This window comes from Microbacterium sp. NPDC055521, from assembly GCF_053619695.1.
The window spans coordinates 1-20,755 of the sequence record NZ_JBSHJX010000015.1; the positions used below are offsets into that span (position 1 = coordinate 1).

Consider the following 20,755-nt stretch of genomic DNA (forward strand, 5'->3'; position numbering starts at 1 on the left):
CTCCGATTCCGGAGCCCGCCCGCCCTTCGCTGTCAGTGGTGGCGGGCGAGGCTGTTCTCGAGACGGTCGAGGAGCGTCTCGAGTGCGGCCTCGAACTCCTCCCGGCTGTGGTCCTCGCTCAGCTTCTGGCGCAGGCGGAACACCTGGGGAGCTCGGATTGCGGCATCCGGTTCGTCCTGCTCTGCCGTGCTGTCGGGCGGCGGCGCGGTCACCGTGTCGTGCGCGGCGGCCTGCAGCAGGAGCTGGCCCAGCAGGAAGCTCGAGAACGAGCGATACGTCACAACCGCCTGCGCGTCACTGAATCCTCGATCGAGAAGGGCAGTGAGGAAGGCGTCGACCAGCTCGACGCTGCGCAGCGGCGGACGCAGCCACGGCGCCGCGGGATTCGGCGACGCGAGAAGCGGGAAGGCGCGTGGATGCTCGACGGCGATCTGACGCACCTGATGCGCCATCGCCTGCAGGAATCCCTGCCAGTGCTCGGCGACTTCGCCATCGAGTGAGTCCATCAGGTCGCCGATGAGCAGGTCGACCACTCCCTCGAGCAGGTCTTCCCTGCCGTGGATGTAGCGGTAGAGCGACATCGCCTCGACGTCGAGGCGCTCGGCGAGCGAGCGCATCGAGAGCGCGCTCATGCCGAGCTCGTCGATCTGTGCGAGCGCTGCGGAGACGATCGATTCGCGGGTCAGGCCTCGCCCCCGCGAGCCGCTACGCGACGGGTCCTGCGGATGCTCGAGCACGCCCCGATCCTATCCCCGGGCGCACCGCCGCCTGCGGCTCAGCTGGGGCGGATCGGCTGCTCGTGTACGGCTGTGCTCAGACGCGTGCCGTTGAGTTCGAGATAGAGCTGGCGCTCGGTCACCGAGACGGTCATGGCGTTGCGGCGGGTGAGCGCCGTCGCCGCGTCGGCGAGGAAAGCGTCGTCGAAGCTGTGCAGCACGATGGCATCCGCGTCGTGGATGGTCTTGCCCGCCCAGTTGGCGATCACCCTCGCCGGGTCGCGGTACGTGTAGACGACCGTGCGGTCGGCGAGCTTGCTGCCGTAGTGCAGGCGGCCGGCGTCCGGCGCCCCGACCTCGATCCACGCGGTGACTCGGCCGGTGAGGTCGCGCACGAGCACCGCCGGCTCATCGGTCGCCGCCACGCCCTCGGTGAAGGCGATGCCCTCTTCATACTCGAGGCAGTACGCCAGCAGCCGCGTGAGCATGTACGCGTCGGTCTCGGACGGATGACGCGCGAGGCGCAGGGTCAACTCGTCGTAGACACCGCGGTCGACGTCCGCCAGCTGCACATCGAACGTGTGGATCGTCGCGCCTGCCGCCATGGATTCGAGCTTACGCGTCGATCTCCATGGCGGCAGACGCCCTCCGGTCACAGCCGGACCGACCGAGGCCGCGCGTCATGATGGTCGATGTCCCCACATCGACCATCGCGACGGCGAGCGCGATCATTCTCCTGCCGCCCGAACAGCTGTGCAGTTCTCGTAGTAGACCGTGCTCGGCGCGACCGGAGCGGGGGCTGCCGGCGCGGGAGCGGGTGGTGCGGGCGCAGCCGGTGCCGGGGCGGGCGGTGCGGGGGCGGGCGCAGGTGCCGGCTCTTCAGCCACGGGTGCCGGCGCTGGCTCGGGCGCCACCTTCGCGAAGGTCGAGGTCGGCGCCGGCTCGTCCGGGCACGCACGGAGCACGGCGGCGATCGCGTCATGCTCCGGCTGCGTGACCCACAGCCCGTACGTGGCTTTCACCGCCACCTGACGCGCGACGTACGAGCAGCGGAAGCCCTTGTTCCCGGGCAGCCAGGTGGCGGCGTCGCCGTCACCCTTCTGCGCGTTCGCGGGCCCGTCGACGGCGAGAAGGTTGAGCGGGTCGTTCGCGAGGGTGGCTCGCTGATCCGCGGTGAGCTGCTGCGCACCCTTCTGCCAGGCGTCGGAGAGCGCGACCACGTGGTCGATCTGGACGAGCTCGCTCGTGCCCTGTCCGCGCGTGAACGCGATCACCTGGCCGGTGAACGGGTCGTCGAGGGTGCCTGTGAGTACCCGGCATGAGCCGGCACGCGTGCTGGCGGTCAGGTCACGGAACAGGATGTCGTTCCGGGTGTCGCAGCCGTTGCGATCGACGTCGAGCCAGCGCTGGCCGAACAGGCCGCGGTCGTAGCCGGTCTTCGCGGCGCGACCCTTCACGGGAAGCGTGGCGAGCACTTCGAGCGCTGTCGCCCCGTCGGTACGGGATGTGTCCGCGACGGTGGACGCCTCCCCGACGAAGGCGACCGGCTCGGCCTCACTGTCGTCGGTCACCGTGCCGCCGTCGGTCGGCGTGAAGATCGGCGAGAGCAGGATGCCGAGGCCCAGCGCTGCGACGCTGAGCGCAGCCCATGCCCGCAGTGGCAGCGTCCTCCTGACGGGTAGGGCTCTCATCTCCACCAATCCGTCACCGGGTCGCGATGCTTCAGCATCCAGACATGACTGGCTGTCAGGCGACGACCGCGTCTCAAAGGTGCGCATCTGACATGTGCTATGTTACATGCGTGCACGGCCCGCCCGTGACGTTCGCCCGTCGAAGTTGCGGGCGCACCCGACCCGAGAATCAAGGACGACTCTATGGCTCGCTACAAGCTCTCCCCTCTCGCTCCACTGGTCGTCGCATCGGCGTTCGCGCTGGTGCTCAGCGGCTGCTCGTCCGCCGGCGACGGCGGCGGCGCTGCCGACGGCGAACCGCAGACCGGCGGCACCCTCAAGGTGCTCTCCAACGGCGACACCGATCGCATCGACCCGCAGCTGATCGCCTACGTGCCGTCGAACAGCATCACGCGCGTCATCTCCCGCTCGCTGCTCAGCTACGAGGCATCCAACGACGCCGACAAGCGCTCGAAGCTCGTCGGCGACCTCGCCACCGAGGTGCCCAAGCCGACCGATGACGGGCTGACTTACACCATCACCCTGCGCGACGGCGCGACGTGGGACGCCCCCGACGGCGCCCGAGCGATCGTCTCGGAAGACGTCGAGCGCGGCATCAAGCGCATCTGCAACCCGCACATCGGTGCCGCACTGGGCAGCTACTTCATCACGCTCATCGACGGCATGGCGCAGTTCTGCGACGGCTTCGCCGGCGTCGCCCCCGAGGCCGGCGCCATGAAGGAGTACATCGAAGCCAACGACATCGCCGGAATCGAGACGCCCGACGAAAAGACCGTCGTGTTCCGCCTCACCGAGCCGGCATCCGACTTCACGTCCATGCTCAGCCTGACGACCGCCAACCCGGCCCCGGTCGAGGTGCTGGACTACCTCCCCGACTCCCCGGAGTACCGCAACAACTTCATCTCGTCGGGCCCGTACACGATCGACGAGCACAAGCCCGACGTGAAGCTCACCCTCACGCGCAACCCGTCGTGGAAGGCGAAGAGCGATCCGCTGCGCAAGGCGTACGTCGACAGCATCGAGATGACGATGGGTGTGGAGGTGGATGCCGCCATGCAGCAGCTCCAGGCAGGTTCCGCCGACATGCTCTTCGACATCCAGCCGGGCCCCGCGAACATCCAGCAGCTGACCGCCACCAACGACGAGAAGTTCTCGACGCTGGAGAACGGCGGCGTCGACCAGTTCATGTGGATCAACACCAAGACCGACAACAACGGCGGAGCGCTGCAGAAGCCCGAGGTGCGCCAGGCGCTGCAGTACGCGATCGACAAGAGCGCCGTCGTGCAGGTCATGGGCGGCACCGAGATCGCCACCGTCACGCACGGAATCTTCGGCCCCGGCATCAACGGGTACGAGGAGTACTCCCCGTACGGCGACAAGAGCGGCAAGGCGGATCCCGAGAAGGCGAAGGAGCTGCTCGCACAGGCCGGCGTGCAGAACCTCACCCTGAAGTTCCCGTACCGCAACCTCGGCTCGCAGCCCGACATCGCCCAGACCGTGCAGGCGAGCCTCGAGAAGGCCGGCATCACCGTCGAGCTCTTCCCCGTGCCGCCGACCGACTACTACGCGAACTTCATGACCAACCCCGAGAACGCGTCCAACGGCGAGTGGGACATCGCGCTGGTCGGCTGGTCGCCGGACTGGGTCGGCGGTGCCGCGCGCAGCGTGTACCAGCCGCAGTTCACCTTCGACGGCACGCCCCAGGCGTACAACTACGTCGACTACAACAACGACGAGGCGAACGCCCTGGCCGATCAGGCCCTCGCCGCAAGCACGCCCGAAGAGGCCGGCGAGCTGTGGCACAAGGTCGATGAGACGGTCATGAAGGATTCCCCGATCGTCAGCATCGCCGCCAAGAAGAAGGCGAACTACCACTCCGCGCGCGTGCAGAACTTCTCGATCTACGCGCTCGCGCAGAACGGCGACTGGGCCAACGTCTGGCTGACGAAGTAGCCGCTGCTCGTCCTGCTGCTGCGGCGCGACTCGCTCGCGCCGCAGCAGCTCGCCCTCGGAAGAGAAGAGAACGAATGCCCATTCTCGAGGTGTCCCACCTGCGAGTCGACATCCCCACCGAGGGCGGCGACGTGCACGCCGTCAAGGACGTCTCGTTCGATGTGGCCGAGGGCGAGTTCTTCGGCATCGTCGGTGAATCCGGCTCGGGCAAATCGGTGCTCGTGCAATCGGTGATGGGCCTCATTCCCCAGGCGCGCACCTCCGGCGCGGTGCGCTTCCAGGGCGAGGACCTGCTCACGCTCGGACCCGAGCGGCTGCGCCGCAAACGCGGGCGCGAGATCAGCATGATCTTCCAGGATCCGCTGTCGAGCCTGCACCCCCAGTACACGGTGGGATGGCAGATCGTCGAGCAGATCCGCGCCCACGAGAACGTCTCGCGTCAGGCGGCGAAGGCGCGCGCGATCCAGCTGCTCGACAAGGTGCACATCAGCGATGCGGCGTCGCGGTTCGACGCTTACCCGCACCAGTTCTCCGGCGGCATGCGCCAGCGCGTGATGATCGCCATGAGCCTCTCCCTCGACCCGGCGCTGATCATCGCGGATGAGCCGACCACCGCGCTCGACTCGACGGTGCAGGCGCAGATCCTGCAGCTGCTGGGCGAGATGAAGCAGGACTTCGGGGCGACGGTGCTGATGATCAGCCACGACCTCAGCGTGATGGCCAGTGTCGCCGACCGCGTGATGGTGATGTACCGCGGCGAGCAGGTCGAGGTCGGCACGAGCGACGAGGTGCTGCGCCACCCGCGTGAGCCGTACACCCGTGCGCTGATCGCATCGTCCTCATTCACGCAGAGCGAGCGCCGCGCTCCGCTCGGTCAGCTCGCCGATGTGGGCCCCGGCGAGACCGCCGCCGCGCAGGGCCCGTCCGCCGTTGCACCGATTGCGGAGGTGTCGGATGTCAGCGTCTCGTTCTCCGCGCGCCGCGGCGTCGAGCGGAAGGTGCTGGACGGGATCAGTCTCGAGGTGCGCCGCGGCGAGACGCTGGGCCTGGTGGGTGAGAGCGGATGCGGCAAGACCACGCTCGCGCGCACCATCGCCGGGCTCGTGCCGCCGTCCGAGGGCACCGTGCGCTTCGACGGCACCGACCTGCGCAGCATCAGCGGCGCCGAATGGCGGCGGATGCGCCAGCGCGTGCAGGTGGTCTTCCAAGACCCGTTCTCATCGCTGAACCCCAAGCGCCGCGTCGGGTCGATCATCGGAGACCCGCTGCGCATCCACGGCGTGGGCAGCCCACGCGAGCGCGAGGGCCGCGTGCTCGAGCTGCTCGACCAGGTCGGGCTCGACCCCGACCACTACAACCGCTTTCCGGCGCAGTTCTCGGGAGGCCAGCGCCAGCGCATCGGCATCGCGCGGGCCATCGCGCTCAACCCCGACCTCATCATCCTCGACGAACCGGTCTCGGCGCTCGACGTCACCGTGCAGGCCCAGGTGCTGCAGCTGCTGGACGAGCTGCAGCGCGAGCTGGGGCTCACCTATCTGTTCATCTCGCACGATCTCGCCGTGGTGCGGCACATGTGCGATCGCATCGCGGTGATGGAGAACGGCCGCATCGTCGAGCTCGACGAAGCGGAGACCATCTATCGCAGCCCGCAGCAGCCCTTCACGAAGAAGCTGCTCGCCGCCGCCTTCCTCGGCGCGCTGAGCGATGCCGGTGACACCACAGCGTCGGAGGCGCACTCATGACTCCGTTCTCGAAAGAGACTCTGACCCTGCTCATTCCATCCAAGGGCGCCGCCGACGCGGCATCCGGGGTGAAGAGCTCGTGGCAGCTCACCCTGCGCCGCCTGCGCCGTGACCCGGCCAGCGTGGGCTCGGCGGTGGTGATCGTACTCATCGTCGCTTTCGCGCTCGCCGCCCCCCTGATCGCGCAGTGGACCGGGCACGGCCCCACCGAGCAGTTCCGCGAGACCGGACTGTCACCGGTCGGCATGCCCGTGCCGCCGAACGGCGAGTTCCTGCTCGGCACCGACCAGCTCGGCCGCGATGTGCTGGTGCGCCTGGCCTACGGCGCGCAGGTGTCGCTGCTGGTCGGCGTCGTCGCGTCGCTCGCCGCGTCCGCCATCGGCATCCTGATCGGCATGACCGCCGGTTTCTTCGGCGGCGTGGTCGACACCGTTCTCAGCCGCGTCATCGATCTCGTGATGAGCGTGCCGTTCCTGCTCGTCGCGATCGCCACGGTGTCGGTGCTCGGGCCCAGCCTGCAGCTGTCGATCTCGGTGATCGTGTTCTTCAGCTGGGCTGGTCTCGCCCGCGTGATCCGCGGCCAGGTGCTCGCACTGCGCGAGCGGGAGTTCATCGAGACGGCCCGCTCGCTCGGTCAGTCCCCCATCGCCACGATGTTCCGTGACGTGCTGCCCAACCTCGTCGTGCCGATCGTGGTCTACACGACCCTGATGATCCCCGCCGCGATCGTGTTCGAGGCCACCCTGTCGTTCCTGGGCCTGGGCACCGTGCCGCCCACGCCCAGCTGGGGCAACATGCTCGCGGACGCCTCGAACGGGTCGATGTACATCGTCGCGCCGTGGATGGTGCTCGTGCCGGGCCTCGCGCTGCTGGCCCTGACCCTCACATTCAACCTGCTCGGCGACGGTCTGCGCGATGCGCTCGATCCGTCCTCTGCGAAGGGAGCGCGGGCATGATCCGCTTCCTGATGTCGCGCATCGGCTTCGGCCTGCTGGTGCTGTTCCTGCTCAGCGTCTTCATCTTCGTGCTGTTCTACGTCACGCCCTCGGACCCGGCGCGCATCATCGCCGGCGATAAGGCGACCGAAGCGCTCATGGCGCAGATCCGGACGAACCTCGGCCTCGACAAGCCGATCTGGGAGCAGTACCTCATCTTCATCGGCAAGCTCCTGCAGGGCGATCTCGGCTTCTCGTACCGCTCGAGCCTGCCCGTCGCCGATCTCGTGCTCGCCCGCATCCCGGCGACCATGTCGCTCGTCTTCGGCGCAGTCGTCGTGTGGCTCGCGATCGGCATCCCGATCGGCATCGCCTCGGCCAAGCGCCCGGGCAGCGTGCGCGACCGCCTCGGTCAGGGCTTCGCGCTGGTGGGCATCAGCTTCCCCACCTTCGTGCTGGGCATGCTGGCGCTGTACCTGCTGTACTACCTGCCGACCCGCTTCGGGATGAACCTGTTCCCGCCGTCGGGGTACGTGCCCTTCGCGACCGACCCGCTGCAGTGGGCGTGGCATCTCGCGCTGCCGTGGATGACCCTCGCGATGGTGACCGCGGCCGTGTACGCGCGGCTCACCCGCGGGCAGATGCTCGACGTGCTCGGCGAGGACTACGTGCGCACGGCGCGGGCGAAGGGTCTCACCGAGCGGCGCGTGATCTACGTGCACGCGTTCCGCAGCGCCATGCCGCCCCTGGTCACCCAGCTCGGCATCGACATCGGCCTGCTGCTGGGCGGCGTGATCGTGATCGAGCAGGTCTTCGGACTGCAGGGCGTCGGCGCGCTGGCGGTGACCAGCGTCGCCATGCAGGATCGCCCGGTCGTGATCGCCATCGTGCTGCTCGGCGGACTGTTCGTCGTGCTCTCGAACCTCATCGTCGACCTCTTCTATGCGCTGCTCGATTCCCGGGTGCGCACCCGGGCGCAGTGAGCGCGCCCCCGGTGCCGGTGGGCAGGCCGGATCCGTGCCTGCGACTCACGGGCACCCCCATCGGAAGGCAAGGTGACCTGCATGACCTCTGACAGCACGTACTTCGTCGGCAAGGACATCGTCGCCCGCGACGTGTGGACGACCGTGCCGCTGGACTGGAACGACCCCGACGGCGAGACCATCGAGATCTTCGCCCGCGAGTTCGTCGCCGCCGAGCGCCGCCACGACGACCTCCCCCTGCTGCTGCACCTGCAGGGCGGCCCCGGCGGCAAGGGCGTGCGCCCGGTGGGCCGCGGCGACTGGGTCGCCGCGGCACTGTCGCGCTTCCGGCTCATCGTCCCCGACCAGCGTGGCACCGGCCGATCCACTCCGCTCTCGGGGTCACAGTTCGCCGACATGCCGGCCGAGGAGGCTGCACGACGGCTGTCGCTGCACCGGGCCGACTCGATCGTGCGCGACTTCGAGGCGCTGCGCGCCGCGCACTACGGGGGGCGCCGCTGGTGGACGATCGGGCAGAGCTACGGCGGCTTCCTCACGCTGCGCTACCTCTCGGCCTTCCCGGAGGCGGTCGTGGCCTCGGCGGTGGCCGGCGGACTGCCGTCGCTCGATCCCGACCCCGGCGAGGTCTACCGACGCACATTCCCCCGCGTCGTGGCGAAGAACCGGCTCTTCCGCGAACGCGCCCCGCACCTCGCCGATCGCATCGGGCGGGTCGCCGACATCCTGCAGGCGCAGAATGTGCGCCTCGCCGACGGCGACCGCCTCACCGTGCGCCGCCTGCAGACACTGGGGTTCGACTTCGGCATGGGCCCGGGGTTCGACCGGGTGCACTGGCTGTTCGACGAGGCGTTCGCCGACCGCGCCGAGACTCACCTGAGCGACACCTTCCTCGCCTCGGTCGGCGCGGCCACCGCGTTCGACACCAATCCGCTGTTCATCGCCCTGCAGGAGAGCATCTACGGCGCAGGCCCGACCGGCTGGGCGGCGCAGCGCGAGCGGGAGCGGCATCCGGAGTTCGCCGAGGACGCGCGACCGGTGCTGTTCACCGGCGAGATGGTGTTCCCCTGGATGTTCGACGAGATCCGTGCGCTGCGCGGCTTCCGCGCCGGCGTCGAGCTGCTCGCCGGACGGGAATGGCCGATCGAGCTGTACGACACCGCGCGGCTGGGCGCGAACGAGGTCCCCGTCGAGGCGGTGGTCTACTTCGACGACATGTACGTCGACGCCGGCCTCTCACTCGACACGGCGGCCCGCGTGGGCGGACTGCACGCGTGGGTCACCAATGAGCACGAACACGACGGCATCGTCAAGGACGGCGTCGCCGAGCGACTGTTCACCGCGCTCGAATGGCGCCTCGGCGGCCGCGACCGGCCCTGAGCGGGCCGGCGCGGCATCGCGCACCTCTTCCCCGCCCGACGACCTTCTGGAGATCAGCATGAGCAGTCACAACCACCAGCCCGCCGGCTATGGCGCCGAGGTGCACGTCGTCGACTGGGAGAGCGGCATCCCGAACGCCCGTTCCGACTCGCAGGATCCGCGGATGCCGTCACTCGCGGCCGCCTCGGGCTTCACCGACTGGATCAGGACCGGCTGGGGTGATGCAGACCGCACGCCGCGGGTGGAGCCTGGCGCCGCGCAGGCGGCCGCCCGTCACCGCGAGCGCCTCTCGACCGCCCTTCCGGGTCGCACTCTCGTCGTCGCCGCGGGGCGCGCACACGCACGGCTGAACGACTTCTTCTTCGAATTCCGCGCACACAGCGACTTCCTCTGGCTGGTGGGCTTCGGCGTGGAGGACGGGGTGCTCGTGCTCACCCCCCGTGCCGGGGGACATGACGCGACGCTGTACATCATCCCGCCCGCGCGCCCCGGCGCCGCTGCCTTCCACGCCGACCCCACCCACGGCGAGCTCTGGGTCGGTCCGCTCGCCGGCACCGCTGAACTGGCCGACGCCTTGGACCTGCGCACACGCGAGCTGGACGAGCTGACTGTGCCCGACGACGCACTCATCGCGGGCAGTGCGGTCGTGGGCGCCGTGCCCGGTCGGCAGCTGGGCGGCCGGGCGCGCTCAGCCGAGCTCGCCCAGATGCTCTCCGCGCTGCGAATGCAGAAGGACGCGTGGGAGCTCGCCGAGCTGCGCGCGGCCGTGCAGCACACCGTCGAGGGATTCGCCCAGGTGCGCCGAGAGATCCCCCACGCCGTGCAGCACGGCGGCGAGCGCTGGCTGCAGGGGACCTTCGACCGGCACGCCCGCACGGTCGGCCAGGCACCCGGGTACGCGAGCATCGTGGGCTCGGGAGCGAATGCGCCGATCCTGCACTGGGTGCGCGCCGACAGCCCGGTCGATCCCGAGGCTCTGCTGCTGCTGGACATGGGAGTGGAGAACCGCAGCGGGTACACCGCGGATGTGACGCGCACGCTCCCCGCGAGCGGGCGCTTCACGACTGCGCAGCGCGAGGTGCACGATCTGGTCGAGCGCTCGCACCGCGCCGGGCTCGCCGCGGTGGGGCCGGGTCGCGACTGGCGCGATTTCCACGTGGCTTGCATGGAGGTGCTCGCGCAGGGGCTCTCCGACTGGGGGCTGCTGCCGGTCTCGGTCGACGAGGCGCTCGCCGCGGACGGTCAGCACCACCGCCGGTACATCGTGTGCGGCGTCGGGCACCACCTCGGGCTCGACGTGCACGACTGCGGCGCGTCGTCGTACGCGCAGTACTTCGAAGCCACCATGCAGCCGGGCATGGCGCTCACCGTCGAGCCGGGCCTGTACTTCCACGCGTGGGACGAGACGGTGCCGCCCGAGTTGCGCGGCATCGGCGTGCGCATCGAGGACGACGTCGTCGTGACCGACAGCGGGATCGAGGTGCTCAGCGACGCGCTGCCGATCGATTCCGCAGGGTTGGAGCACTGGATGGCCTCCGTACTGTAATATGTTACATATGACCAACGGCTTCAGCGCCGCGAAAGCTGGAAAGGAACAAAGATGTCTCAGAAGGCTCCCTGGCATGGCGTGATCGTCGCATCCGCCCTGCCGTTCAAGGACGACCTCTCGGTCGACTACGACCGTTTCGCCGATCACGTGCGCTTCCTCGCCGAGAACGGCTGCGACGGGATCGCGCCGAACGGCTCCCTCGGTGAATACCAGAACCTCAGCGAGCAGGAGCGCGCGAAGGTGATCGAGGTCGCGGTGGATGCCGCCCCCGAGGGCTTCTCGGTGATGGCGGGTGTCGGCGCGTACGGCGCGCTGCAGTCGGCGCACTGGGCCGAGCAGGCCGCGAAGGCCGGCGCGGACTGCGTCATGCTGCTGCCCCCGAACACCTACCGCGCGAACCGCGAGCAGGTGAAGCACCACTACGCGACCGTCGCCGAGGTGGGTCTGCCGATCGTGGGATACAACAACCCGATCGACACCAAGGTCGACCTCGTGCCCGACCTCATCGCCGAGATCCACGCGGCCGGTCACATGGTGGGCGTGAAGGAGTTCACCGGTGACCCGCGCCGCATCTACGAGATCAAGGAGCTCGCTCCCGACATCGACATCCTCATCGGCACCGACGACAGCGTTCTCGAGATCGGCATCGCCGGGGCCGTCGGCTGGGTGGCCGGCTACCCCAACGCCATCCCGCAGGCCACCGTCGAGCTGTTCCGGCTGTCGACCTCGGGCGACGTGCGCGACCTCGAGCGCGCCAAGGTGATCTACCGCGACCTGCACAAGCTGCTGCGCTGGGACACCAAGACGGAGTTCGTCGAGTCCATCAAGCTGTCCATGGACGTGCTCGGCCTGTACGGCGGTCCCAGCCGACCGCCGCGCCTGCCCCTTCCGAAGGACGTCGCCGACCGCATCGTCGCCGACACCGAAGAGGCCGCCGCCAAGGGCTACGGGAAGTGACCCGTGCCGTGGGGAACGGCGGCGCCTTGCCTCCGTGCCCCACGGCATCCGGTAGTTTCGTAGGCAGTGCCATGCCGCATGGCACTGCCTACGCTTTTTGATCGGTGGTCGCTCATGGCTCTTCCCTCCGTCGTCACTGCCCTGCAGCCGGTGATGAATCTTCGGGAGCGCGTGGAGGTGGCGCTCGAGGCCGCGATCCGCGCCGGGGAGATGGCTCCCGGCGAGCTGTTCTCGGCGCCCGCGCTCGCTGCCCGGTTCAACGTCTCGGCCACACCGGTGCGCGAGGCCATGCTGAACCTCGAGAAGCTGGGCTTCGTCGAAGCAGTGCGCAACAAGGGATTCCGCGTCACCGAGGTGCGCGATGACGAGGTGGCGAACATCGTCGCGGTGCGGCGGCTGCTCGAGCCGCCGGTGATGCGCGAGCTGGCGGGGAAGATCCCCGCGGATGCCATCGAGAAGCTGCGCGCGACGGCGGATGCCATCGTCGACGGTGCCTCCAGCGGCGACCTCACCACCTACCTCGAGGCCGACCGCGCCTTCCACGAGGCGATCAACGTGCACAGCGGCAACCCGCGCCTGGCCACGCTCATCTCGCAGCTGCGCAAGGAGACCCGCCTGCCTGGCCTGGCCGATCTGCTGGCCACGGAGGAGCTGTCACGCTCGGCCGCGGAGCACCACGAGCTGCTGGACCTGCTCGCGGCGGGCGAGGGTGAGCGCGCCGAGCGCCTCATGCACCAGCACATCGGCCACGTCATCGGCTGGTGGGCGGGACGGCCCGAAGCCGGCAGCTGACGCCTGCTCGCCCGCGTGGCGGATCATCCGTGCGAGGTACACGGATACCTCGCATGCACGACGCGGTGCGGATCCGCTGCGGCGAGGCTGGAAGCATGAACGCACGCACAGCCCTCGCCGCTTCCGCCCTGATTGCCGCAGCGGGGTTCTCCCTGACCGGATGCGCGGTGCACGAGGAGCTCGTCCACCAGCAGTCCACGCACACCTTCGACGACCTCGCCGCGTTCCGTGCGGAGGCCGAGGTCGACGCGCCGTGGCTCCCCGCGGATGCCACCGACATCACCGTGCGCACCTCGACGTCGGAGAAGTCCGATGACGTGGTCATCCTGCTCACCGGTGAATCCCCTCTCGCCGGCGACTGCGCGGATGTTGAGCGACGCTCGGCACCGGTGTGGACGCTCGACGACGCACCGGACCCTTACGCGGCGAAAACGGTCTTCGCCTGCGGCGACTGGAGCGTGATCCCCGCAGAGGACGGCTGGTTCGGCTGGACGCCGAACTCCGACGCGGAGCGCGCGGACGCGCGGGGGAAGTGACCGGTCGGCGATAAGCGCACCGTCTGGTCGCACGCCGCTGTCGGATACGCGAAAACCCCCGATTTCTCGGGGGTTTTCATGGCGGTGACGGTGGGATTTGAACCCACGGTAGGGGGTTACCCTACACAACTTTTCGAGAGTTGCACCTTCGGCCGCTCGGACACGTCACCGTCGTCCAGCTTACGACATCCGGTCGCCGCTGCGCGAATCGGCAGCGACACCTGCGACGAGCAGCGATAGCGCGTGACATATTACTGAATCGACCCTAGATTGGGAGCATGCCCGACGTCATCGCCGATCTCGCCCTGGTCAACGCGCAGCTGCTCGCCGAGCGGGTGAGCATGTCCGCCGCCATCGCCGCCGTGCAGAGCACATTGCGAGAGGGCTTCGACCCCGAGCACGATCTCGCCCGGCAGATCCTCGACGTTCCCAACGGGCAGCTGCTGCTCATGCCCGCGGCCGCAGGCGGAGCCGTGGGTCAGAAATTCGCCACGGTCGCCCCCGGCAACCCCGCGCGCGGACTCGAACGCATCCAGGGCGTCTACATCCTCGTCGACGGCGAGACTCTCGCACCCACGGCCATCCTCGACGGCACCGCGCTGACGAGCCTGCGCACCCCGGCGGTCTCCGCCGCCTGCGCCGATGTCCTCGCCGAGCCGGACGCTGCTGATCTCGTGGTCGTCGGCACCGGCCCGCAGTCGGTCCGTCACGTCGAGGCGTTCGCGGCGATCCGCCCGTTGCGCTCAGTGCGCATCGTCGGGCGGGATGCCGGGCGCGCGGCATCCGCGGTGGAGGCGTCGCGTTCCTATGCGCCGGACGCCGACATGGGCATCGGCACCCTCGACGACATCGCGGCCGCCGACCTCATCGTCTGCGCGACCACGGCATCCGCTCCCCTGTTCCCCTCGGACTCGGTGCGCGACGACGCGACGATCGTCGCGATCGGCTCGCACGAGCCCGACCGCACCGAGCTCGATCCGGTTCTCGTCGGGCGATCCCAGGTCGTCGTGGAGAGCCGGCGGGTCGCGGCATCCGAGGCCGGCGACGTGATCGTCGCGGTCGAGGCCGGGATGCTGCGCCTCGACGACGTCGTGACCATGCACGAGCTGTTCGCCGGTGCGATCACCGCCGCGACGGACCGCCCGCGGATCGTCAAGACCTGCGGCATGGGCTGGCAGGATCTCGCCGTCGCCCGGCTGGCCGTCTGAGCGCCGCCGCAGCACGGAACCTCGAAGGAGAGCACATGAAGTGGAGCACCGAAGACTGGCACACCGCCGGCGAACCGTTCCGCATCGTCGAGAACGTGCCCACGCACGGGAGCACGGTCGCAGAACGCCGGGTTGAGGCGATCAACGGCGAGGCGGATGCCATCCGCAGGTTCCTCTGCCTCGAACCGCGCGGCCATGATGACATGTACGGCGGCTTCATCACCCCGCCCGACGACGCGGGCGCGGACTTCGGCGTGCTGTTCTGGCACAAGGACGGCTTCTCGACCGCGTGCGGTCACGGCACGATCGCCCTCGGCGCCTGGGCGGTGCGCACCGGCCGAGTCCCGTCCGACCCCGACGGCGAGACGGCGGTGACGATCGACGTTCCGAGCGGACGCGTGCAGGCGCTGGTGCGCCAGAGCGCAGGGCGCATCGACGAGATCGTCTTCCGCAACGTCGAATCCCGGGTGCTCGCCCGCGGCATCCCGCTGCGCACGTCGCGCGGCGACGTCGAGGTCGACCTCGTCTTCGGCGGCGCGGTCTACGCGACGCTGCCCGCCTCGGCCGTCGCGCTCGAGGTCACCCCGCAGCACACCACCGATCTCATCGCGATCGGCCGCGAGATCAAGTGGGCGCTCAACGAGCATCCGACCGCACAGCTCGAGGATGACCGTCTCTCGGGGGTGTACGGCACCATCCTGTTCGACGATCTCGGCCGCACCGACGCGGGTCCCCACCAGCGCAACGTGACCGTGTTCGCCGACGGCGAGGTCGACCGCAGCCCGTGCGGCTCGGGCACTGCGGCGCGAGTGGCGCTGCTCGCGGCGACCGGAGAGCTGGCCGATGACGAGACGCTCACCCACGACTCGATCATCGGCACCCGCTTCCTCGCGCGCGTCGCCGAGCGCACGACAGAGGGGGTCATCCCCGAAGTCCGCGGCATGGCGCACCGAGTCGGCACCTGCACGTTCGAACTCGACGAGAACGACCCCGTCGCCGACGGCTTCAGCCTGCGCTGACCGAGAGAACCGAGGAGACATGAGCATGTCCGCACCCGCAGCACCCCTGACGATCACCGGCGCCCAGATCTGGGACGGCGAGCGCTTCGAGCGCCGCGACCTGCACTTCGCCGAGGGAAGGGTGTGCGAGCGCCCGCAGCCCGACGCCGACGTGGTCGACGGCGCCGACCTCTGGGTCGTGCCCGGACTCATCGACGCGCACTTCCACGCCTACGCCACGAGCATGGACGGCTTCGAGAACGAGCGGGGCCCGCTCAGCTACGCCGCACTCAACGGCGCGCGCCGGCTCACCCGGGCGCTGCAGCGCGGTTTCACGACCGTGCGCGACGTCGCGGGCGGCGACATCGGGCTGGCTCAGGCGATCGATGCCGGGCTCTTCCCTTCCCCTCGGTACCACTTCACTGGCCCGGCGCTCAGCCAGACCGGCGGGCACGGCGATCCGCGCGCGGCCCACGTCGACGTGTGCTTCTCGCACGGGCACATGTGCGAGGTGATCGACGGCGTCGACGCCCTGCGCGTCGCCGTGCGCGAGCGGCTGCGCACCGGCGCCCACGCGATCAAGGTGATGGCCTCGGGCGGGGTGTTCTCGCTGACCGACCCGATCCGCGTCCCGCAGTACTCCCCCGACGAGCTGCGCGCCGTGGTCGACGAGGCCACCCGCCGCGGCAGCTACGTCGCCGCGCACGCGTACTCGTCCGAGGCCGTGCAGCATGCTGTGCGCGCCGGCATCCGATCGATCGAGCACGGCAACCTCATCGATGAGGCGACGGCCGAGATGATGGCCGAGGCGGGTGCTTTCCTCGTGCCCACCCTGGCCGCGTACGACGCGATGGACCGCCGCGGCGCCGAGATCGGGCTGAACGCCGTCTCCCTCGCGAAGAACGCCGAAGTGCTGACGAAGGGGCAGGATGCCGTGCGGCTCGCCCACGCCGCCGGCGTGCGGGTCGGCTTCGGCAGCGACCTGATGGGTGACCTCGAAGACGACCAGCTCGCCGGGGCGCGTCTGCAGGTCGAGGCCAGCGGTGCCGCCAGGACACTGCAGTCGATGACCGTCGTGAACGCCGAGCTGATCGGGGATACCGCGCTGGGACACCTGCGACCGGGCGCGTACGGGGACGCCGTGCTGCTGGCATCCGACCCGCTCGCCGACCCCTCGACGCTGTGGCGCGAGGACGCACGCCTCGGCGTCATCCGCTCCGGCGTCCGCGTCTGACCACGCAGCCGACGACAGCCACGGTTCAGCGACACCCCCATCCAAGGCCGAGACCCCCACGTGCGCCTGCGCACACGTGGGGGTCTCGGCGTAAGGCGGGTCTCAGCTGAGAGGCGAGACCAGCCGGCGGGTCAGCGGGCGAACGATCCCCACTCGTGCGAGCGACCGGCCTCGCTGCGCTGCTGCGGCACGTTCCACGGGTTGCCGTCGCGCAGCGGTGCGGGCAGCAGCTCCTGCGGGGCACCCTGGTAGGCCACGCCGCGCAGGAAGCGGGTGATCGCGGCGGTGCCGACGCTCGTGGCATCCGTCGTGGTCGCCGGGTACGGGCCGCCGTGCTGCATCGCCGGAGTGACCGAGACGCCGGTGGGCCAGCCGCCGAACAGCACGCGTCCGCTGGTCTGCGCGAGCGCGTCGACGAGCGGGGCGAGGGATCCGTCGGCGAGCTCGTCCGGGCGGGCGTGCACGGTCGAGGTGAGGTTGCCGGGGAACAGCTCGACGTGCAGCTGCGGCAGCGCATCACGGTCGCGGTACTGCACGATCACCGAGAGCGGCCCGAACGACTCCTCGAGCAGCGCGTCGCGGTTGCCCATCAGGGTGTCGACGTCGACGGTCACCACGGTCGGGGTCGCGTAGGCCTGCCCCGCGTCGTCCGTGCGCACCTCGCCCCGTGCCAGCACAGTGACCCCGTCGGCGCCCAGCACGTCGTCGCGACGCTGCGAGAAGGCGCGGCCGATGCCGGGGTTCAGCAGCCGGTGCTCGTCGACGGAGCCCGCGGCGTCGGTCACCGCGCTGAGGTCGGCCCCCTCCGGGACGAACAGGAACCCGGGCTTGGTGCACAGCTGGCCGGCCGAGCCCGACGCCGAGGCCACGAACGCCTCGAGCAGCTCGGAGTCGGCGTACGTCGCATAGACCGGGTTCACGCTGCCCAGCTCGCCGAAGAACGGGATCGGCACGGGTCGGGATGCCGCGATGTCGGCCAGCATCCGGCCGACGTGCGTCGAACCGGTGAACGCCCCGGCACGGATGCGCTCGTCTTTCAGCAGGGCGAGGCCGTTCTCCTGCCCGCTGATCAGCTGGAAGGTCCCCTCGGGCATCCCCGCGCCCTCGAGGGCCGCGGCGACGATCTCGGCGGTGCGCCGCGACAGCTCCGGATGCCCGGAATGCGCCTTCACCACCACGGGGCATCCCGCCGCGAGTCCGGCGGCCGAGTCGCCGCCCGCGACCGAGAACGCGAACGGGAAGTTCGATGCGGCGAAGTTCAGCACCGGGCCGACCGGCTCCAGCATCCGGCGCAGGTCCGGTCGCGGACCGATGACGTACTCGGGGTCGGCTGCGTCGATGCGCACGTCGAGGTAGCCGCCGTCGACGATGGTGTCGGCGAACAGGCGCAGCTGCCAGGCCGTGCGTCGCAGCTCGCCGGCCAGCCGCGCCTCGGTGAGGCCGGTCTCGCGCATCGCGATCTCGATGAGTTCGGGCGCTGCGGCCTCGAGCGCCTCGGCGACCGCGACCAGGGCCGCACCGCGCTCGCGGGGGCTGGTGCGGGCGAACGGGCGGGCGGCGGCGGCCGCGGCGGCGGCGACGGCGTCGATGGGCTTCTCTGTCACTGTTCTCTCCTCGTTTCGATGTCTGTCTGTCTGTGCTGTCGAAGTGGGGTTCGGTGTGCGGGTCAGAACACGAATCCCTCGGGGAACGGGTCGTCCGGGTCGAGCAGGTACTGCCCGAGTCCGGTCACCCACGCGCGTCCGGTGATCGTAGGCACCACGGCGGGGCGGTCGCCCACCCGCGTCTCGGCCACCAGCGTGCCGGTGAACTCGGTGCCGATGAACGACTCGTTCACGAACGGAGTGTGCAGGGCGAGCTCGCCGCGGGCGTGCAGCTCGGCCATCCGCGCGCTCGTGCCCGTGCCGCACGGCGAGCGGTCGAACCAGCCCGGGTGGATCGCCATCGCATGACGGGATCGCACGGCATTCGAGCCGGGGGCGATGAACTCGACGTGGTGCACGTGGTCGGCGCCGCGCAGCACCGGATGCACGGGCGGGGCCTGAGTGTTGATCGCGTCCATGATCGCGAGGCCCGCGGCGAGGATGTCGTCCTGCCGGGCGCGGTCGAAGGGCAGCCCCACCTGCTCGAGCTCGACGAGCGCGTAGTAGTTGCCGCCGAAGGCGACCGAGTAGCTGATCTCGCCGATGCCGGGCACGTCGATGCGCTCGTCGAGGCGGTCGACGAAGCTCGGCACGTTCTCGATCGTGACGTCGACGGCCCGGCCGTCCTCCACGCGCACTCGCGCGATGACCAGGCCGGCGGGGACGTCGAGGCGGATCTCGGTGACCGGCTCGGTGACCTCGACCATGCCCGTCTCGACGAGCACCGTCGCCGCCCCGATGGTGCCGTGGCCGCACATCGGCAGGAACCCGGATGCCTCGATGAACACGATGCCCCAGTCGGCGTCGTCCCGCGCCGGCGGCTGCAGCAGCACACCGGACATGGCGGCGTGACCGCGCGGCTCATTCATGAGGAAGCCGCGCAGCCCGTCGAGGTGCTCCATCGCGTACAGGCGGCGGTCGTTCATCGTCGCGCCGGGGATGCGTCCCACCCCGCCGGTGACGACGCGTGTCGGCATCCCCTCGGTGTGCGAGTCGACGGCCTGGATCGTTCGACGGGCGCGCATCAGATTCCTCCTGCGAGATCGGGCGGCGTGAGACCAGTGGTCGGACGCGGGTGGGTCGGGTTCATCTTCTCAGTCGCGCATCTTCTCAGTCGCGCATCGAACGGTGTCGCGTCTCGGGCATCGTGACGACCACAAGCAGCGCGAGCACCGTGATGATCACGACGTACCAGGCGGGCGCGACGGTGGAACCGGTCACGCCGATCAGCCAGGTCGCGAGCAGCGGTGCCGTGCCGCCGAAGATCGTGAAAGCCAGGTTGTAGCTGATCGATGCACCCGTGTAGCGCACTCGGGCCGGGAAGAGTTCGACGAACGCGGGGCCGGCGGGGCCGAAGAACAGTCCGAGGGCGAGGCCGAGCAGCCCCTGACTGATGATCGCCGCGCCGAGCGTGCCGACGCCGACGAGCAGGTACGCCGGCAGGGCGACGATCGCACCGAACAGTCCGGCGATCAGCAGCATGCGCCGGCGCCCGATGCGGTCCGACACGAGAGCGGCGACAGGCACGGTGAAGAAGGTGATGAGCAGGGCGATGCTGTTCGAGATCAGGGCGGCCGACGACTCGAGCCCGATCGTCACCGTCATGTACGAGAAGAAGTAGCCCGTCAGCGAGTAGTAGCCCAGGCTGGCGACGGCGGCGATGCTGAAGCAGACGAGCATGTTGCGCCACTGCTCGCGGAACACGGTGCGAATCGGCGCCGACTCCACCTGCCGGTTCTCGCGCATCTCGAGGAATGCGGGCGACTCGTCGACTCGCGTGCGGATGTACAGACCGACGACGGCCAGCGGCGCACCCAGCAGGAAGGGCACCCGCCACCCCCACGCCTGGTACGCATCGGGCGAGAGGACGGTGGTGAGGGCCAGCACGAGCAGGGCGGCGATGACCGGCGGCAGGTTCGACCACGTGTAGACCATGCCGACGTTGAAGCCACGACGCGCCGTCGGCGAGTGCTCGGCGACGAACGAGTTCGAGCCAATGGTCTCGCCGGCGGCCGAGAGTCCCTGCACCATGCGGAGCACGACCAGCAGCACCGGTGCCGCGACGCCGATCGCCGCATACGTCGGCAGCAGGCCGATCAAGGTGGTGGAGATGCCCATGACGAGGATCACCCCGGCCAGCACGCGCTTGCGGCCGAGCCGGTCGCCGAGGTAGCCGAGAAGGAACGCGCCGATGGGGCGCGCGACGAATCCGACCGCGTAGATGGCGAACACCGCCATGAGCGCCGCGGCCGCATCGGTCTTCGGAAAGAAGAGCACGGCGATCACGGGCGCCGCGTACGCGTACACCGCGAAGTCGAACCATTCGACGAAGTGTCCTATCGCCGACGACGTCATCACCTTGCGGACTCGACGTGCGTCGGCGGGAGCGGGTGAGTCGATCGGGTTCTCTGTTGCGGTGCTGCTCATTGCGTCTCCTTCGT

At 69.8% G+C, this 20,755-nt stretch carries 18 protein-coding genes and 1 tRNA gene; 12 read left to right on the plus strand and 7 right to left on the minus strand.

Annotated features, from left to right (window positions below):
- Window positions 1–32: 32 nt before the first annotated feature.
- The 3 genes from ACWGSM_RS12615 to ACWGSM_RS12625 form a co-directional block, all read right to left on the minus strand.
- The gene (locus tag ACWGSM_RS12615) at window positions 33–737 is read right to left on the minus strand and encodes a TetR/AcrR family transcriptional regulator (protein ID WP_452323265.1); all 705 of its coding nucleotides are present in this window, start codon (window positions 735–737) and stop codon (window positions 33–35) included.
- 38 nt (window positions 738–775) lie between these two features.
- Complete coding sequence (locus ACWGSM_RS12620) at window positions 776–1,321, minus strand: YaeQ family protein (RefSeq protein WP_452323266.1); 546 nt, start codon at window positions 1,319–1,321, stop codon at window positions 776–778.
- A 123-nt stretch (window positions 1,322–1,444) separates the two neighbouring features.
- A complete protein-coding gene (locus ACWGSM_RS12625) occupies window positions 1,445–2,407 on the minus strand; it encodes an HNH endonuclease family protein (RefSeq protein WP_452323267.1) in 963 nt (320 codons plus the stop codon).
- Between the two features lie 183 nt (window positions 2,408–2,590).
- Here ACWGSM_RS12625 and ACWGSM_RS12630 point away from each other — a divergent pair, with 183 nt between their 5' ends.
- The 9 genes from ACWGSM_RS12630 (at window position 2,591) to ACWGSM_RS12670 (ending at window position 13,231) form a co-directional block, all read left to right on the plus strand.
- Window positions 2,591–4,360, plus strand: coding sequence for an ABC transporter substrate-binding protein (locus ACWGSM_RS12630; RefSeq protein ID WP_452323268.1), 1,770 nt, complete (start codon window positions 2,591–2,593; stop codon window positions 4,358–4,360).
- 74 nt (window positions 4,361–4,434) lie between these two features.
- A complete protein-coding gene (locus ACWGSM_RS12635) occupies window positions 4,435–6,102 on the plus strand; it encodes an ABC transporter ATP-binding protein (protein WP_452323269.1) in 1,668 nt (555 codons plus the stop codon).
- Window positions 6,099–7,058 carry an ABC transporter permease gene (locus ACWGSM_RS12640; protein ID WP_452323270.1) on the plus strand — a complete coding sequence of 320 codons (960 nt, stop codon included), beginning with the start codon at window positions 6,099–6,101 and terminating at the stop codon, window positions 7,056–7,058. The genes ACWGSM_RS12635 and ACWGSM_RS12640 overlap by 4 nt, the downstream gene beginning before the upstream one ends.
- On the plus strand, window positions 7,055–8,020 hold the full coding sequence (locus tag ACWGSM_RS12645; protein WP_452323271.1) for an ABC transporter permease: 966 nt from the start codon (window positions 7,055–7,057) through the stop codon (window positions 8,018–8,020). Before ACWGSM_RS12640 ends, ACWGSM_RS12645 begins: the two co-directional genes overlap by 4 nt.
- An 81-nt stretch (window positions 8,021–8,101) precedes the next feature.
- Window positions 8,102–9,397, plus strand: coding sequence for an alpha/beta fold hydrolase (locus ACWGSM_RS12650; RefSeq protein WP_452323272.1), 1,296 nt, complete (start codon window positions 8,102–8,104; stop codon window positions 9,395–9,397).
- 58 nt (window positions 9,398–9,455) lie between these two features.
- Complete coding sequence (locus ACWGSM_RS12655) at window positions 9,456–10,943, plus strand: aminopeptidase P family protein (protein WP_452323273.1); 1,488 nt, start codon at window positions 9,456–9,458, stop codon at window positions 10,941–10,943.
- A 54-nt stretch (window positions 10,944–10,997) separates the two neighbouring features.
- Entirely contained in the window at window positions 10,998–11,903 is a 906-nt protein-coding gene (locus ACWGSM_RS12660) for a dihydrodipicolinate synthase family protein (RefSeq protein WP_452323274.1), read from the plus strand.
- A gap of 114 nt (window positions 11,904–12,017) precedes the next feature.
- Window positions 12,018–12,695 carry a GntR family transcriptional regulator gene (locus ACWGSM_RS12665; protein ID WP_452323275.1) on the plus strand — a complete coding sequence of 226 codons (678 nt, stop codon included), beginning with the start codon at window positions 12,018–12,020 and terminating at the stop codon, window positions 12,693–12,695.
- 95 nt (window positions 12,696–12,790) lie between these two features.
- Window positions 12,791–13,231, plus strand: a complete 441-nt coding sequence (locus ACWGSM_RS12670; RefSeq protein WP_452323276.1) for a hypothetical protein — start codon at window positions 12,791–12,793, stop codon at window positions 13,229–13,231.
- A gap of 79 nt (window positions 13,232–13,310) precedes the next feature.
- Here ACWGSM_RS12670 and ACWGSM_RS12675 read toward each other — a convergent pair.
- Window positions 13,311–13,401, minus strand: a tRNA-Ser gene (locus tag ACWGSM_RS12675).
- A 108-nt stretch (window positions 13,402–13,509) separates the two neighbouring features.
- On the opposite strand from ACWGSM_RS12675, the gene ACWGSM_RS12680 reads away from it, so the two are divergent.
- From ACWGSM_RS12680 to ACWGSM_RS12690, 3 genes are read left to right on the plus strand one after another with little or no spacing between them, the layout of a single operon-like run.
- Window positions 13,510–14,439: an ornithine cyclodeaminase family protein gene (locus ACWGSM_RS12680; RefSeq protein WP_452323277.1), complete on the plus strand. Its 930-nt coding sequence runs from the start codon at window positions 13,510–13,512 to the stop codon at window positions 14,437–14,439.
- 35 nt (window positions 14,440–14,474) lie between these two features.
- Window positions 14,475–15,458 carry a proline racemase family protein gene (locus tag ACWGSM_RS12685; protein WP_452323278.1) on the plus strand — a complete coding sequence of 328 codons (984 nt, stop codon included), beginning with the start codon at window positions 14,475–14,477 and terminating at the stop codon, window positions 15,456–15,458.
- A 25-nt stretch (window positions 15,459–15,483) separates the two neighbouring features.
- A complete protein-coding gene (locus tag ACWGSM_RS12690) occupies window positions 15,484–16,671 on the plus strand; it encodes an amidohydrolase family protein (RefSeq protein ID WP_452323279.1) in 1,188 nt (395 codons plus the stop codon).
- A 131-nt stretch (window positions 16,672–16,802) separates the two neighbouring features.
- Here ACWGSM_RS12690 and ACWGSM_RS12695 read toward each other — a convergent pair whose 3' ends face one another.
- From ACWGSM_RS12695 to ACWGSM_RS12705, 3 genes are all read right to left on the minus strand, one after another.
- Window positions 16,803–18,275, minus strand: a complete 1,473-nt coding sequence (locus ACWGSM_RS12695) for an aldehyde dehydrogenase (NADP(+)) (protein ID WP_452323280.1) — start codon at window positions 18,273–18,275, stop codon at window positions 16,803–16,805.
- Between the two features lie 62 nt (window positions 18,276–18,337).
- Window positions 18,338–19,339 (minus strand): proline racemase family protein, encoded by a 1,002-nt coding sequence (locus ACWGSM_RS12700; protein WP_452323281.1) that lies wholly within the window; start codon window positions 19,337–19,339, stop codon window positions 18,338–18,340.
- Between the two features lie 85 nt (window positions 19,340–19,424).
- A complete protein-coding gene (locus ACWGSM_RS12705; protein ID WP_452323282.1) occupies window positions 19,425–20,741 on the minus strand; it encodes an MFS transporter in 1,317 nt (438 codons plus the stop codon).
- Window positions 20,742–20,755: the final 14 nt, after the last annotated feature.